We start from the raw sequence: 16,164 nt of genomic DNA, 5'->3' as shown, positions 1-16,164 counted from the left end.
GTCTGGTGCTACGCGGTGAGTTGTCAGGTATGTCCCGGATTGTAAGTCATACGGCGCCCGCATTGAGCCCACCGGCCCTCCCTTCAATCGAGCGTGCTCACGCCGATGCGCAACGAAGCCGTTTCCGTCTGCCCCGGCTCCAGCCAGCGTAGCCCGAGGCCGCTGTGAATCGCATCGGGCAGGCCGAGCCAGGGCTCCACGCAATAAAAGTCCGAATCGGGTGCGAGCGTCCACGATGTAACGGCGTACCAGGGCATCGAGCCGGGACGGTGCAGATCGATTTCGATGGCGCGCTTCAGCGTGGGCAGCTCGATGCGCACCGGACACGCCGGCTCGCGTTCAAGGCAATGAAACCGGTCGACGATTCGCGGGTCGTCGAACATGTAGCGCGCGGCGCCCGCCTCGGGCGCCGTCGTCGTGCCGTCCGCCAGTTGGTGCCGATAGACGTTGCGCGGCAGCGCGAGCGTCGCCTCGCCGCGCTGTGCATGCGGCAAGGAAAAATAGAAATGATGGCCGGCGTAATACGGCATGCGGGCATCGCGCGTGGCGGCTGCGCCAGCCTCTGTCGTGTTCGTCGTGATCAACTCGACGTCGAGCGTCGCTTCATCCACGAGTCGATAAACGGCTTCAAAGCGGAAACAAAACGGAAAGCCGGTGCGCGTCGCCGCGCTGTCGCTCAACGTCATGCGCACGCCGTGGCCTTGCGCATCGACTTGCGCCTCGAAAGGCAAGTCGCGCGCGAAACCATGCATGGGCACTTCGCGCACCACGCCCCGCGCGTCGCGCCATAGCCCGATGCGCCCATCCACGCGATGGCGTGCGATGAAAGGAAACAGCAGCGGATTCCCGCCACGCACCAGCGCGGGCTGGCTCCAGTCGGCCGGGTCGGGCCAGTGGATGATCGGCGCGCCGTGCAGATGCCACGAGAGCAAGCGCCCGCCAGCTTGCGGCGCAACCAGCAGGCGCGAGCCGCCACGCACGATTTCGATGACGTCCTGATCCTGAAACTTCGCCATTTCGTATCGGAAAAAGAGAAAAATTTTGGCGCGGCGTGGCGTGGCGTGGCCCAAGCGTAGCCTGGCGCGTGACGGCACGTGTTGACACGTAACGGCGCGCTCAGCGCCGCGTTTGTTTCCACTCGGCGTAGGCGGCCAGCGTCGCCTCGTTCGGTGGGTAGGTGCCGGGCAGCGCCGCGCCCGCCTCGATGCGCTCGGTGATGAAGCACTCGAGCTCCTCCTGGTCCCACGCGGCCTGCGCCACGGCTTCGGCCAGGTGGCGCGGGATCACGACCACGCCATCGGTGTCGCCGACGATGATGTCGCCCGGATACACGGCCACGCCGCCGCAACCGATGGGCACGTTCAGATCGACCGTGTGGTGCCGGCACAAATTGAGCGGCGCCGAGGCGCCCGCGCAGAAAACCGGCAGACCGAGCGCGGCAATCGTGCCGCTGTCGCGCACGGGGCCGTCCGAAACCATGCCGGCCACGCCGCGCACCTTCATGCGGGTGGCGAGGATCGAGCCCATCGACGCAGCATCGGTCACGCCGCGGCAATCCTGCACGAGGACGGCGCCGGCAGGCACGGTCTCGACACCCTTGCGCTGCGGGTGCTCGGGATTCTGGAACGCGCTCAGTTGATCGAGGTCCTCGCGTGCCGGGATGTTGCGCATCGTGAAGGCCGGGCCGACGAGATTGGGTGCGCCCGGCGACGGAGCGGCAAGCGGCTTCACGCCTTGCAAGAAGACGTTGCGCAGCCCGTGCTTGAAGAGCTGAGTGGTCAGCGTCGCGGTGGAAATATGGCGCAGTTGTTCAAGGGCTTGTTCGCTAACGGCAATGGCAGGTGAGTTCATCGTGTCTCGTCCATGTTTTTGGATACGCGGGGGACCGCGCACGCGGGCGGCTCAAGAACTGTCGAGCGCCATGCCATCATTGTTGTAATACAACAAAGCAATTGTCAACCATCCCGGCGCGCGTCGGCCGCTGCCCAGTCATCCGACAACCCGACTCGCCCGGCAGGCACGTGCGTGATGTGCTTGCTCAGATCTGCCCCCGCGAGCCGGCAAGACGCTGGCCCCGCCGATTCACCGCACGCCCCAGGGAAATCCCCATCGATACAAAATTTGCTTTACAACTTTGCTGCAAATAGAATGATGTCTTACATGGCGACCCCGATACCGATCCGCCCCGGCCAGACAAAGCGCGCCGGCAAACGGAAGAAATGCGGAAGAAATGCGGAGGAAAAGCGGATGAGTAGCGAACGGGAAACCGCCAGTAAAGCGGCAGCCGCCCAGCGGGTCGCATGACAACGTGGCGCGCGCTGCCGGCGAGGACAGGCACACAACTTCCAGGCAGCAACCCGCTTGCATGGAACCGGAGTCCGGGCTTTGGCTCACTTCGGAACGACAGGAGACGAGTAGTGCAACGCAAGACTATCAAGGGGCTTCGGTGGTGGATCGTCGGCCTCATCATGATCGGCACGATTTTCAACTATCTCGCGCGCAGTTCGCTTTCCGTGGCCGCGCCCACGCTCACCGAAACGCTCCACATGTCCACGCAGCAGTACTCATACGTGGTGACCGCCTTCCAGGCCTGCTATGCGCTCTCGCAGCCGATCGCCGGCTTCGTGCTCGACTCCGTGGGCGTCAAGATCGGCTTCGCCATCTTCGCGTTCGGCTGGGCCATCGCCAATATGCTGCACGGCCTCGCCTCCAGCTGGCCTTCGCTCGCGTTCTTTCGCGGCCTGCTCGGCGTGAGCGAAGCCGCGATCTTCCCGGCCGGCATGAAGGCCATCAGCCAGTGGTTTCCGGCCAGGGAGCGCTCGGTCGCCACGGGCTGGCTGAACACCGGCACGTCGATCGGCGCGATGATCGCTCCGCCTCTCGTGGTCTGGTGCATTCTTAAGTACAACTGGCAATTCGCGTTCGTGCTGACCGGCGGCGTCGCGCTGGTCTGGGTGGCCCTGTGGCTCGTGTGCTTCCGCTCGCCTGCCGAACACCCGAGGCTCTCGCAGGATGAAGCCGAGTACATCCGCGCGGGCCAGAACGCCGCGCAACAGAGCACTGCGGGCAAGCGTCCGTCGTGGAAGGAAGTGCTCAAGCAGCGCCGCTTCTGGGGCATCGGCATCCCGCGCATGCTTGCGGAGCCGGCATGGCAGACCTTCGGCGCGTGGATTCCGCTCTATATGTTCACCGTGCGCCACATGAACCTGAAGGAAATCGCGCTGTTCGCATGGATGCCGTTTCTCGCCGCCGACCTCGGCTGCCTGGTCGGCGGCTATCTCGCGCCGCTGTTCATGCGCCGGTTCGGCTGCTCGCTCATCACCTCGCGCAAGCTCGTCATCACCACCGGCGCGGTGCTGATGATCGGCCCGGCCTGCGTGGGCCTCGTCGCGAGCCCCTATGCCGCCATCGCGCTCTTCTGCGTCGGCACCTTCGCGCACCAGACCATTTCGGGCGCCCTGTTCACACTCGCCTCGGACGTCTTCGGCCAGCACGAAGTCGCCACGGCCACGGGCCTCTCGGGGATGTTCGGCTACCTCGGCGCGACGGTGTTCTCGCTCATCGTCGGTGCGATGGCGAGTACGATCGGCTATAACCCGCTGTTCGTGTGCCTCATGCTGTTCGATCTGATCGGCGCGGTGGTCGCGTGGCGGCTGATCACGAATCAGCACCAGGACAACGAGCGCAACAACGCGGTTGGCGCCGCGCTCCAGCCGGCGCACAAAGCGAAAGCGTGACCGCTTCATCGGCCGGCGCCCAAAGCACGCCCGGGCGCCGGCTTTCAGCGTTTTTATGTGAGGTAACCCCACTGTGAAGAAAGTTGCATTGTCCGGCGCGGCCGGCCAGCTCGGCACCGTCTTGCGCAAGGGCCTGCTCGAACGCGGTGTGAATCTGCGCTCGGCGGCCGGCTCAAAGCCGTTGGAGCCGCTCGTGTCCGGCGAAGATGTCATGCACGGCGACCTGCGCGATCCCGCCGTGGTCGACCGTCTGCTCGAAGGCGTCGACGTGCTGATTCACATGGCCGGCACGAGCGTCGAGCGAGCGCTGCCCGAGATCATCGAAAACAACCTGCGCGGCCTCGTCGAAGTCTACGAAGGCGCGCGCCGCCACGGCACGAAGCGCATCCTGTTCGCGAGTTCGAATCACGCGATCGGCATGTATCCGGTGGAAGACAAGCTCACGCTCGATTGCGCGTTTCGCCCCGACGGCTTCTATGGACTCAGCAAGGCGTGGGGCGAATCGCTCGCGCGGCTCTACTGGGACAAGCACGGCATCGAGACCGTGAACGTGCGCATCGGCAGTTGCCTGCCGAAGCCCACCGAGTTCCGCCATCTGAGCACGTGGTTCGGCCACGAGGACCTGTTCCATCTCGTCGATCGCGTGATCAATGTGGAATCGATCGGCTTCGCGGTGGTGTGGGGCGTGTCGAACAATACGCGCAACTATTGGGTGCAAAGCGGCGAAAATGACGATGCCACGCGTCTGGGTTTCGAGCCGCAACAGAACGCCGAGGACTTTGCAGCTGAAATTCTCGCCAAAGCGAATCCGCTCGATGCCGTCGCCCAGCGCTATCAGGGCGGCAGTTTCGCGAGCATCGATTTCACGCCGGTGGAAAAGCGCGGCAAGAAAGCGTGACGGCGGGTCTGCCTCGAACGCATCGCGAATCTTCTTCGCGATGCGTATGAAAAAGCGCCCATGTGGGCGCTTTTTCTATTTCTACGCGGGTCGCCCCGCGCGGGCCACTTAAAGCACCCCCCGATTTGATGATCATCTGCACCGCCGCCGCCAGCACGCACACCAGCACGACGACCCGAAACACCATCGGATGCAGCTTGTCGCGCAACGGCCGGATGAGGAACATGCCCGCGATGGAAGGTACGCTCGCGGCGGCGGAAATCGCGAGGTCGCCGCCGCTCGCGTGGGCACCGCTGCTGAACGTGGTGACCAGCGTGAGCACCGACACCACGAGAATGATCGCGATCTGCTTGGTGAACGCGCGGCCCGTCGCGCCCGTGGCGATCAGATACATCGCGAGCAGCGGTCCGGGCACCGAGGCAATGCTCTCCATGAGCGCTGCGCCGAAACCGAGCGCGAAGCCCACCGGCTTGACGATCGAGGGAGCGAGCGTGAGCCGCGGCGCGGCGAGCAGCAGCACGACAGCCACGATCAGCGTGAGCCCCGATGCGGCCAGCGCGTGATGCGGCTCGAGCCGGATCAGCACGGCCACGCCCACGATATTGCCGATCACGGTGCCGATCAGCGGCGCGGCGATCTGCTTGACCGTCTTCCACAGTTCCCCGCCCTCGAGCGCCTGCGGAATGTTGCCGAGAATGATCGGCATCGAAAGCAGCAGAACGGCCTGCTTCACGGGCAGGAAGTGCGTGAGGATCGGCATGGCGACGAGCGGCACGCCAATGCCGGTCACCCCTTTCACCATGCCGCCGAGCACGAGCGCAATGGCAATGCCGCAAAGCTGGAGCACGTCGAGCGCCTGCATGTGCGGGAGCAGGACGCCCCCGGAAAGATGGAAGTCGAACATCGGTCTAGTCAGGTGTGTGTTATTCGTGTGGACAGACGCCGCCGCGCCGCGGGTTCGCGGCGTGCGGGTCTGCATGATAGCGCAGCACCGCCAACTGCACCTGACAGAGACCGGACGGGCACCTGACATCGTTTCGGTGCACCCACCCTCGCACATGAAAGTGCAGACACAAAAAAAAAGCGGCGGCGCCGCAATGGCGCCGCCGCGAAGACTGCGTCGGAGTATAAAAAGGTGAAAGTCAGGGATGAAAATCAGAAGCGGTGCACGATGCCGATCGCGCCCGCGAACTGGCTGCGCGACGAGGACGGCGCGCCGTTCTGGCCATCGCCGATATCGGCGGTCGCGTTGATGATGTTGCCCGCGCCATTCGTGCCCAGCGTCTGGCCGCCCGCGCGCTGGTACGCCTCGACGAAGTACAGGCCCGTGCGCTTCGAAATGGTGTAGTACTGCGAGAGGTTGAACTGCTGATACGAAGCTGCGCTGGTGATGCCGTTCGCCTTGGTCGCGCGCGTGTAGCTGTAGCCGGCGGCGAGATCGAGCGTGGTGAACGGCTTGTAGTGCAGCACGACGCCGCCGGTATTCCAGATTTGCGTATCGAAGAACTTCGAGCCCGCGCCCGCGACGTACTGCACATTCGAATAGGATGCCGAAATATCCCATTGCGAATTGAATGCGTAGCCGCCCGTCACCGCGAAGCGCTGTTGTGCCTGCGCCGTCTGGAAGCCGTTCGTGATGCCCGAAACACCCGGCTCGCCGTTGCTGCTGGCCGTGGAATTCGCCCCCCACGCACCGCCGCCGCTCGTCGAGTTGGTCAAGCGCTCGAAGCCCACGGCAAGGCCGACCGGGCCGTGAATGTAGTTCGCCGCGACGCTCCACGTCTGGCCCGCGCCCGTACTGCCCGGCACGCCGCCGAGCGCGTACATGCCGCTCACGGTGAAGCCCGCGATATTCGGCGAGGTATAGACCACCGAATTATTGATGCGGTAGATCGTATCCAGCGAGTCCAGATCGCCCGGGTGCGCGCCATAGGCGCCCGTCAGCCAGGTGGTCGGGCTGTACGGCGAGAGCAGCGTATAGTACGGCGCATACTGGCGGCCCGCCGTGAGCGTTCCGTACTGCTGGTTCGCCACGCCCACATACGCGGTGCGGCTGAACATCATGCCCGTGGTCTGCTCCGTGCCGCTGGCCGGATTGAAACCTTCTTCGAGCTGGAAGATCGCGCGCGTACCGCCGCCGAGATCTTCGCTGCCCTTCAAGCCGAAACGCGAGCCCGACCAGATGCCCTGAGCCATCTTGACGAGCGAGCGGCCACCCGAGGTCTTGCCCAGCGACGTCGCGCTGCTCTGATAGCCAATACCGGCATCGACGATGCCGTACAGCGTGACGCTGCTCTGGGCATGCGCGCCCAGTGCAGCGAGTCCAAGCGTTGATGCGAGAATGGTCTTCTTCATCTGTACTCCTGCCTTGTAGTCGTTGTGATGTATTGCATGCTTTTGCATGCTTTTGCATGCCTGCTACTAATCTCCGTTCCCGAAGCTGTCTCCCCCGCGATGGAGCGCGCATCCCGCCGTGAGTCCGGCCGTAGATCGCTTAGTGGATCTCGGGCTCGCCGCCGCCGCTGCACGAGCCGGCAGCGCCGTCACGTTGCAGGAAATCGAACTCGCAGCCCTTGTCGGCCTGCATCACGTGCATCTGGTACATCGCGCCGTAGCCGCGCGTGAAGCGGGGCTCGGGCGCCACCCACGCGGCCTTGCGGCGCGCCATCTCCTCGTCGGAGATCAGCACGTTCAGGCGGCGCTGCGGCACGTTCAGCTCGATCATGTCGCCGTCCTGCACGAGCGCGAGCGGGCCGCCGATAAACGATTCCGGCGCCACGTGCAGCACGCACGCTCCATAGCTCGTGCCGCTCATGCGCGCGTCCGAGATGCGCAGCATGTCGCGCACGCCCTTCTTGAGAATCTTTTGCGGGATCGGCAACTGGCCCCACTCGGGCATGCCCGGCGCGCCGATCGGGCCCGCGTGTTGCAGCACGATCACGCTGTTCTCGTCGCAATCGAGTTCTTCGCTGTCGATGCGCGCGGCCATGTCGTTATAGTCCTTGAACACGACGGCCTTGCCCGTATGCACATGCAGGCGCTGCTCGGCCGCGCCTGGCTTGATGACCGCGCCATCGGGCGCGAGATTGCCGCGCAAAACGGCGAGACCCGTGTCCGGCATCAGCCGCTTCGCGCGGCGATAAATCACCTCCTCGCTATAGATTTGCGCATCGGCGATGTTCTCGCCGAGCGTCTTGCCGTTCACGGTCAGTTGCGTGCCGTCGATCAGCTCGCCGAGCTCCTTGAGCATCGCACGCAGCCCGCCCGCGTAATAGAAGTCCTCCATGAGGTACTTGCCGGTCGGGCGGATGTTCGCGAGCACCGGCGTGCGGCGCGCGATCTCGTCGTACTGCGCGAGCGTGAGATCGACGCCCGCGCGGCGCGCGAGCGCGATCATGTGGACGATTGCGTTGGTCGAACCCGAGAGCGCGAGGCAGGTGGTCACCGCGTTATCGACCGACTTGCGCGTGATGATGTCCGAGGGCTTCAAGTCTTCCCACACCATCTCGACGATGCGCATGCCCGTCTTCGCCGACATCTGCGCATGGCGCGAATCCGGCGCGGGAATCGAGGCGAAACCCGGCAGCGTGAAGCCGAGCGCCTCGGCGGCGCTCGTCATCGTGGAGGCCGTGCCCATCGTCATGCAATGGCCCGGCGAGCGCGCGATGCCGCCTTCCACGCCCTTCCAGTCGTCTTCAGTGATCTTGCCCGCGCGCAGGTCGGCCCAGTACTTCCAGGTGTCCGAGCCCGAGCCGAGCGTCACGCCGTTCCAGTTGCCGTTGAGCATCGGGCCGGCAGGCAGGAAAATCGTCGGCAGATCCATCGAGATCGCGCCCATCAGCAGCGCGGGCGTGGTCTTGTCGCAGCCGCCCATCAGCACGACGCCATCGGCCGGATACGAGCGCAGCGTTTCCTCGGCTTCCATCGCGAGGAAGTTGCGGTAGAGCATCGTGGTGGGCTTCTGGAACGGCTCGGAGAGCGTCTGCACCGGCAGCTCGATGGGAAAGCCGCCCGCTTGCCAGATGCCGCGCTTGACCTCTTCCACGCGCTGCTTGAAGTGCGTATGGCAAGGGTTGATCTCGCTCCACGTGTTGAGGATCGCGATCACCGGCTTGCCCGCGTACTCCTCGCGGCTGTAGCCCATCTGCGCCGTGCGCGAGCGATGGCCGAACGACCGCAGGTCGTTCACGCCATACCAGCGGTGGCTGCGCAGTTCTTCGGGGGTCTTTCGCTTGTTGCTCATGTTGCCTTGGCTCCTGGTGTTTCCGCGGATGTGTTTCGGTGCGTCTATCAATCGATTTGCCAGCGCTCCGCTAGCGCGATTCCTTCACGCGCGACACGAGCTGTGTCGGGCTGACGAATTGCAGCGCGACCAGCACCCATGCGAGCGTGATGGCCATGTAGATCATCGCCATGGCGTCGATCGATTGCGGCGCGCGCACGCCCGTCGAAAACACTGCGTAGTACAGCGCGACGACGAGGGTTTGCGTGTCGGGTCCGGCGGTAAAAAAGGTGAGTTCGAACATGCCGATCGTGCGCACCAGCACGAGCAGCCCCGCCGCCAGCATCCCGGGCACGAGAAGCGGCAGCAATACGCAACGGAAATAGCGCAGCGTGTTTGCGCCGAAAATGCGCGCGGCCGACTCGAGATTCGGATCGATCTGCTCGATGAACGGCGTCATCACGAGAATCACGAACGGCAGCGCGGGCACGAGGTTCGCGAAGATCACGCCGGGCAGCGTGCCGGCGAGGCCGAAGTGGTACATCGCGGTGGCCATCGGAATGCCGTAGGTGACGGGCGGCACCATCAGCGGCAGCAGGAACACGAGCATGGCGATGCGCTTGCCGGGAAACTGCGCGCGCGCCAATGCATACGCCGCAGGCACACCGAGCGCGATGGAAAGCAGCACGACCGCCCCCACCACCTCGAAGGTCACCCACAGCACGCTGCCGAGCTGGAAATCCCGCCACGCCTGCGCATACCAGTGCAGCGTGAAGCCTTGCGGCAGCGGCGTGCCGAACCAGCGCGTGGCGATGGAGTTCACGCCCACCGTCGCGATCAGCAGCAGCACGTTGAGCAGGAAGAACGCCATGCCGCCCCAGACGAATACTTTCCAGAGCACGTCGGGCAGGCGCGACGCGGGCTTCGTCTGCGGCGCCTTGGTGGCGGGCGCGGGGCGTTCCTCGTGCGACGGCGCGCCCGCGTGGAGCCGCGCCGCGTTGTGTTGATGTGCGCCCATCAGCCTTTCCCCCCACTTACCGGGCCCGAATAGAAGTAGCGTTTCGCGCCGAGCATCGCGGCCACCACAATCAGTTGCACGAAGCCCATCACGATGGCGATGGTCGAGGCGAGCGAATAGTCGTAGCTCTCGAACGCGGCTTCCGAAGCCGCGATGGAAATCACGCGAGTGGGACCGGCGGGAGCGCCGAGCAGCACCGCGGACGGAAACACCGAATACGCCTGCACGAACGAGAGACACGCGGCCATCGTGAGGCCCGGTGCGAGCAGCGGCAGATAGATCTGCCGGAACTGCTGCCACGGCCCCGCGCCCAGCGTGGCCGCCGCGCGCGCGAGCGTGGGGTCGATGCCGGTCACATACGAGAGCGTCAGCAGGAATGCGAACGGAAAACCCGAGACGATCAGCGAGATCAGCACGCCCCAGTAGTTGTGCGTGAGGCGAATCTCTTCATTCGTGTAGAGATGCAGCGCGTGCAGCGCCTGCGGAAACCAGCCGTTCGGGCCGAAATAGCTCAGCATGCCATCGGCGATCAGCACGGTGCCGAGCGTGACCGGAATCACGAGCAGCGTCGTCACGAGCTTCTGATAACGCGACTTGCGGCGCAGCGCGAACGCCACCGGCAGCGAAAGCCCCACGTTGATGATGGTCGCGGGCAGCGCCAGCTTGAGCGTGACGAACACCGTCGGCCACAGCGAGAGGTCGTGGATGAATTGCAGATAATTCGCGAACATGCCGCCGCCGTTCATCGGCTTGAACGACAGCATGAGCCCATAAGCGAACGGATAAAGAAACATCGCGATGATGAAGCCCAGCGCGGGCGCGATCAGCCAGCCGCGCGCATCGCGCGGTTGCTTGCGCAACGAGGTGGCGAGTGTGCTCATGATGCGCGCTCCGCATAGGCCAGCACGCGCGAAGGCGCGACGCGCAGCGTGGCGCGCTCGCCCGCTTCGAACTCGCCCGCCACGCGCGCCCACAGCTTGCCGAACGGCGCATTCGCGAGCAGCAGCGAGTCGCGGCCGCCGTATTCGACCATCTCCACTTCGACGTCGAAGGCATTGGCATCGCCCGCGCTGGCACGCTCGAAGTCTTCGGGGCGCATTGCCACGGAAATCGCGTTGCCGCCCGCCTGCGCAATGGCGTCATCCATCGGCACGCCCGTGAGCGTGATGCCCGACGCGGACAGCGCGATGTGCTCGCCCCGCTCGCCGGCCACGGCAAACGGCAGCACGTTGCGATAGCCCATGAAGCGCGCCACATGCAGATTCGCGGGGCGGCTGTAAATTTCCTTAGGACTGGCGACCTGTTGCACGACGCCCTCTTTCATCACGACGATGCGGTCGGCCATCGAGAGCGCTTCGTCCTGATCGTGCGTCACGTAGATCGTGGCGCGCTCGAGCTGGCCGTGAATGCGGCGGATCTCCGCGCGCATTTCGATACGCAGCTTGGTGTCGAGATTCGACAGCGGCTCATCCATCAGCACGAGCGGCGGCTCGATCACGATGGCGCGCGCGATCGCCACGCGCTGCTGCTGGCCGCCCGAAAGCTGGCCCGGCAACTTGCTCTCATGACCCACGAGTTGCACGAGTTGCAGCGCCTCGCGCGCACGGCGCTTCGCTTCCTCGCGCGGCACGCCCTGCATCTTCAGGCCAAAGCCCACGTTCTCCAGCACGCTCATGTGCGGGAACAGCGCATAGTTCTGGAACACCATGCCGAAGCCGCGCTTTTCGGGCGGCAACACGTCGATACGCATATCGTCGAGCCAGATGCTGCCGCTCGTGAGCGGCTGCAAGCCCGCGATGCAGTTGAGCGCGGTAGATTTCCCGCAGCCCGAAGGCCCAAGCAGCGCGATGAATTCGCCGCGGCGAATGTCGAGATCGAGGTTGCGCAGCGCCGCGAGCTGCGCGCCTTCCGCGTTGGCGAAACTGCGGCACACCGAGTCCAGACGCAGACGATCGAATGAATGCTTCATGACACGTTCCTGAAACGCGAAATTCACTTACCTGAGCATGGATAACGGGCGGCACCCGCGCGCGCGATTGCACGAGATTGCACGAGATCGCACAAAAAGGCGCTGCCCGCCCATCACTGATTCGTCAATCCACTACTGCGCAATCCATTACTGCGACTTCTGCGAGCCGATTTCGCGGTCCCATTTCTGGAACGCCGCAACCATCGCCTGCGCCGAAAGCGGCTGGACGTGCGGATAAGCCGTGAGCCACTTCGCGTACTCGGGACGGCCATATTTGGCGATCACGTCCTGGCTCTGCTTCGGCGCCATGGCCAGCGTCACGTCCTTCACGGCGGGGCCCGGGTAAAAGTAGCCGTCGTCATAGGTCATGGCCTGCTGCTGCGGCTCCAGCATGAAGTTCATGAGCTTGAGCAGCACGGCGAGCTTCTCCTTCGAGACGCCCTTGGGCACGACCATATAGTGGGCATCGTTCACCCACGTCATGTTGTCGAACGCCTGCACCTTGAAGTCGGCCGGCACGATGCCGAGCGCGCGCGGGTTGATGTCCCAGCCCGTCACGGTCAAGGTCATATCGCGCGTGCCCTCGCCCAGTTCCTTCATCACCGCCGAGGTGCCGCCCGGGTAGTACGGCACGCACGAATTGAGCTCTTTCAGGTACGCCCAGGTCTTGTCCCAGCCGTTGATGGGGTCTTGCGGATTCTTGTCGCCGAGCAGGTACGGCAGGCCCATCAGGAAGGTGCGGCCCGGACCCGAGTTGGCCGGACGCGCATAGATCAGCTTGCCGGGATTCGCCTTGCACCAGGCGAGCAGTTCCTGCGGCGTATGCGGCGGCCTGGCCACCTTCGCGGGGTTGTATTCGATCAGCGGACCCGCCGGCATATACGACACTTCGAGGCCGTAGCCCTGCGCGAGCTCCTGCATCTTGCGCGGCCCCGGCGCGTACTTGTCGAGCACACCCGCCAGCCCCGCCGATTGATCGGGCAGCAGCTTCGTCCAGAGTTTCTGCTCGATGCCGGCAGCGAGTGCGTCGGTGCCCGTGAGCACGAGGTCGATATCGGCGCGACCGGCCGCCTGCATCGCCTTGATCTTGCCGGGCAGTTGCGGCGCCGGCGCGTTGGTGTAAGTGATATTGGAGACGAGATTCGGGTTCTTCGCCTTGAATGCTTCGAAGGCTTTCTGCGTGAGCTGCAGATTGCCCGCCACGTCGACGATGTTCAACGAAACCGGATCGGCCTGCGCCGCACCCGCGCCGAACACCGCCGAAGCCGCCACACATACGGCCAGCACCCTGGCCTTCAAGCGTCCATCGAACATTGCGTCTCTCTCCTACATCCGTTTATGGAATTTGTTGTGTGCAACCGTTTTAGTTCTACTGCGGGTTTTGGCAAGGCAATGTGCCGGCGCATGTGCCAACGCATTCGCCAACTGAACTGCGGTCAAAGGATGCCGAACCACACATCAAGTTGTCAAGCAACATAAGACGCTTTGTGAGCCTTTTGCTGGACGTTTGCAGGGATGCCTGACAGAAAGGCGCCCGCAGCCCTGCTGCAAGCACCTTTCGCCGGTTTTGCCGGGCGTACCGGGCTTACTTGCGCACGAGTTCGCCGTCGCGCAGACGCCACAGGCCCAGCGGGTTGTCGTCCTGGACCGCGGCCGGCAGCAGTTCCGCCGGCAGGTCCTGGTAGCAGACCGGGCGCAGGAAACGCTCGATCGCCATGGCGCCCACCGAGGTCGTGCGCGCGTCCGAGGTGGCCGGGAACGGGCCGCCGTGGACCATCGCATACGAGACCTCGACGCCGGTCGGGAAGCCGTTCGCGAGAATGCGGCCCGCCTTGCGCTCGAGCACCGGCACGAGGCGCGCGGCCATCGCGTAGTCGCCGCGATCGATTTGAAGCGTGGCGGTGAGCTGGCCTTCGAGATGCTCCGCCACGCGCGCGAGTTCGGCTTCGTCGCGGCAGGCCACGACGAGCGAGGCCGGCCCGAAGATCTCGTCCGACAACGCATGCTGCGCGCGGAATTCAGCGGCGCTCGTCTTGAAGAGCAGCGGCAGCGCGGAACACTGCGCATCGCTCTGCGCGCCCACGGCTAACTGCTCCACACCCTGCGCCGTCTTGCGCGCCGCCACGGCATCGCCATACGTCCTGGCGATGCCTGCCGTCAGCATGGTCTGCGCCGGCTTCTGGCCGAGCGCGGCGCTTGCGGCCTTCACGAAGCGGTCGAGTTCGGGACCGTCGATGGCGAGCACCAGACCCGGGTTCGTGCAGAACTGGCCGACGCCCATCGTGAGCGACTCGACGAAGCCCTGCGCGATCGACTCGCCGCGCGCGGCGAGCGCCGCCGGCAGCACGAACACCGGGTTGATGCTGCTCATTTCGGCGTAGACGGGGATGGGCTCCGCGCGCTGCGCCGCAATGTGCGCGAGCGCGAGGCCGCCACGGCGCGAGCCCGTGAAACCGACCGCCTTGATGGCCGGATGCGCGACGAGCGCTTCGCCAGGCTCATTGCCGCTACCGAAGATCAGCGAAAACACACCTTCGGGCAGGCCGACGTCGGCGACCGCCTGCTGGATCGCACGGCCCACCAGCTCCGAGGTGCCCGGATGCGCGAGGTGCGCCTTCACGACGACCGGGCAACCCGCCGCGAGCGCCGACGCCGTGTCGCCGCCCGCCACCGAGAACGCCAGCGGGAAGTTGCTCGCGCCGAACACGGCCACGGGGCCCACGCCGATGCGTCGCGCGCGCAGGTCCGAACGCGGCAGCGGCTTGCGCTCGGGCAGCGCCGAATCGAGCACCGCGCCGCACCAGCGGCCGTCGCGCACCAGCGATGCAAACAGGCGCAACTGACCGACCGTGCGGCCGCGCTCGCCTTCCAGACGCGCCTTGGGCAGCGCCGATTCCAGATGCGCGCGCTCGATCAGCGCATCGCCGATGCCGAGAATGCGCTCGGCAATCGCCTCCAGCAGTTGGGCACGCGTTTCGTGCGGCGCGGCGCGAAAGGCGTCGAAGGCCTGCGCCGCGAGTTCGCAGGCGCGCGCGACATCGGCCTTGTCGCCGAGGCCGAATGGCGGCTCGATATCCTTGCCGAGCGCGGGCGCAAACGCGCGCATCTCGCCCGCCTGGCCTCGCACCGCCTGCGCGCCCAGCAGCATTGCTCCAGTGATCTGCATGTTCGTTCCGCTCATTAACGATTCAGTTGAGGTTCAGGCGTGTGACCACGCTCAGGCGTGCGCCGCTTGCGCCGAATCCGTCAGCGACTGCTCGAACGCCAGCAGCGCCTTCGCGGCCGCGCCGATGGCGGGCAGCGCCTCGGCCGGCGACTGCGAGAGCAGCGGCAGGATCGAGCCCATGTCGGCGATGCCCGAGAGCGTGACGGCGTCGTGCAGCACGCGAATCAGCGAGATGTCGTCGCGCAGCGTCTCGAGCGGCATGAAGGCGTCGTAGAGCCGCTGCGCTTCGTCCGCACGGCCTTCCTTGGCGGCCTTGAGCAGCGCCATCACGGCGCGCGAGGCGATGCAGCCCGAGCCCGTGGTCCATGCGGCCAGGCCGAAGTCGCGCACGTGCACGAGCGCCGGACGCTCGCCCATGCCCGAGACGACCTGCGAAGCCCGCACGCTCTGCAGCAGCCGGCGCAGATACGGATCGTTCGAGGGGTCTTTGCGCACGATGGCGTACTTCACCGCAATCAGCGTGCCGCGGTCGATCAGACGCGCGAGCGTGTCGACATCGACATAGTTCTCGCTCTTGATATAGAGCGTGAGCGGGATGCCGGCCATGTCGGCGACGCGCGTGAGGCCCGCCTCCACGCCCGCGGGCGTGGTGAAGCCGGCGAGCGGCAGCACCATGGCCGTCTGGTACTTCGTCTGCGCGAGGATGCGCGCCTGGTCGAGCATCTTGCCGTAGTCCGGGCCGATGGCCGGGATCACGCGCGTTTCGGGCGCGGCCACCTCCGCCAGCATGTCGAGCAACTCGCGGAACTCGCTCGTGGCGACGTGATAGAGGTTCGCGTTGCCGCCGTACAGCAGCGTGCGCAGACCGCCCGCTTCCATATGGCGGACGAGCTTGTGGTTTTGTTCGACGTCGAGCGAGAAGTCGGAGCGGCGTGCCAGAGGGGGCACCGCCATCACGGTCGAGGCGAATTCGCTCTCGACGATCGGGGACACATTCATGAGGCCTCGTGCTGGATGGAGGGTTGTCGATATCCGGCACAGTAGCATTCGGCCCGCCTAGTTGTCAAACAACTTGGCGTATTTGTTAGGGTTTGTTTGGAGGATGAGAGTGGACCGATGTGCCGCTGCGGTGGTGCATCGGTTGTGCTCGCCCG

The 16,164-nt window shown here is 65.2% G+C and carries 13 protein-coding genes; 2 read left to right on the top strand and 11 right to left on the bottom strand.

Annotated features, from left to right (window positions below; genetic code table 11):
• Positions 1–83: 83 nt before the first annotated feature.
• Complete coding sequence (locus L5014_RS21870) at positions 84–1,016, bottom strand: aldose epimerase family protein (RefSeq protein ID WP_238465831.1); 933 nt, start codon at positions 1,014–1,016, stop codon at positions 84–86.
• A 100-nt stretch (positions 1,017–1,116) separates the two neighbouring features.
• Positions 1,117–1,851, bottom strand: a complete 735-nt coding sequence (locus L5014_RS21865; RefSeq protein ID WP_238465830.1) for a ribonuclease activity regulator RraA — start codon at positions 1,849–1,851, stop codon at positions 1,117–1,119.
• Between the two features lie 617 nt (positions 1,852–2,468).
• Between L5014_RS21865 and L5014_RS21860 the strand changes: the two genes are divergently transcribed.
• A complete protein-coding gene (locus L5014_RS21860) occupies positions 2,469–3,737 on the top strand; it encodes an MFS transporter (protein WP_238465890.1) in 1,269 nt (422 codons plus the stop codon).
• Between the two features lie 73 nt (positions 3,738–3,810).
• Positions 3,811–4,635 (top strand): NAD-dependent epimerase/dehydratase family protein, encoded by an 825-nt coding sequence (locus L5014_RS21855; RefSeq protein WP_238465829.1) that lies wholly within the window; start codon positions 3,811–3,813, stop codon positions 4,633–4,635.
• Here the strand turns inward: L5014_RS21855 and L5014_RS21850 are convergent.
• The 9 genes from L5014_RS21850 to L5014_RS21810 form a co-directional block, all read right to left on the bottom strand.
• Entirely contained in the window at positions 4,601–5,539 is a 939-nt protein-coding gene (locus tag L5014_RS21850; protein ID WP_238465828.1) for a sulfite exporter TauE/SafE family protein, read from the bottom strand. The genes L5014_RS21855 and L5014_RS21850 overlap by 35 nt on opposite strands.
• A gap of 251 nt (positions 5,540–5,790) precedes the next feature.
• Positions 5,791–6,990 carry a porin gene (locus L5014_RS21845; RefSeq protein WP_238465827.1) on the bottom strand — a complete coding sequence of 400 codons (1,200 nt, stop codon included), beginning with the start codon at positions 6,988–6,990 and terminating at the stop codon, positions 5,791–5,793.
• 139 nt (positions 6,991–7,129) lie between these two features.
• Complete coding sequence (gene araD, locus L5014_RS21840) at positions 7,130–8,878, bottom strand: L-arabinonate dehydratase (protein WP_238465826.1); 1,749 nt, start codon at positions 8,876–8,878, stop codon at positions 7,130–7,132.
• Between the two features lie 70 nt (positions 8,879–8,948).
• Positions 8,949–9,875, bottom strand: coding sequence for an ABC transporter permease (locus tag L5014_RS21835; protein ID WP_338019312.1), 927 nt, complete (start codon positions 9,873–9,875; stop codon positions 8,949–8,951).
• Positions 9,875–10,756, bottom strand: a complete 882-nt coding sequence (locus L5014_RS21830; RefSeq protein ID WP_238465825.1) for an ABC transporter permease — start codon at positions 10,754–10,756, stop codon at positions 9,875–9,877. Before L5014_RS21830 ends, L5014_RS21835 begins: the two co-directional genes overlap by 1 nt.
• The gene (locus tag L5014_RS21825) at positions 10,753–11,844 is read right to left on the bottom strand and encodes an ABC transporter ATP-binding protein (RefSeq protein WP_238465824.1); all 1,092 of its coding nucleotides are present in this window, start codon (positions 11,842–11,844) and stop codon (positions 10,753–10,755) included. The genes L5014_RS21830 and L5014_RS21825 overlap by 4 nt, the downstream gene beginning before the upstream one ends.
• Positions 11,845–11,991: 147 nt before the next feature.
• The gene (locus L5014_RS21820) at positions 11,992–13,158 is read right to left on the bottom strand and encodes an ABC transporter substrate-binding protein (protein WP_238465823.1); all 1,167 of its coding nucleotides are present in this window, start codon (positions 13,156–13,158) and stop codon (positions 11,992–11,994) included.
• A 271-nt stretch (positions 13,159–13,429) separates the two neighbouring features.
• Positions 13,430–15,010, bottom strand: coding sequence for an aldehyde dehydrogenase (NADP(+)) (locus L5014_RS21815; protein WP_238465822.1), 1,581 nt, complete (start codon positions 15,008–15,010; stop codon positions 13,430–13,432).
• A gap of 51 nt (positions 15,011–15,061) precedes the next feature.
• On the bottom strand, positions 15,062–16,009 hold the full coding sequence (locus L5014_RS21810; RefSeq protein WP_238465821.1) for a dihydrodipicolinate synthase family protein: 948 nt from the start codon (positions 16,007–16,009) through the stop codon (positions 15,062–15,064).
• Positions 16,010–16,164 lie beyond the last annotated feature (155 nt).

Origin of the sequence: Paraburkholderia tagetis, assembly GCF_022213065.1 — a bacterium.
Lineage (GTDB): Bacteria > Pseudomonadota > Gammaproteobacteria > Burkholderiales > Burkholderiaceae > Paraburkholderia > Paraburkholderia tagetis.
Note: the sequence above shows the minus strand (reverse complement) of the source record. Positions and strands in the feature narration are given on the sequence as shown.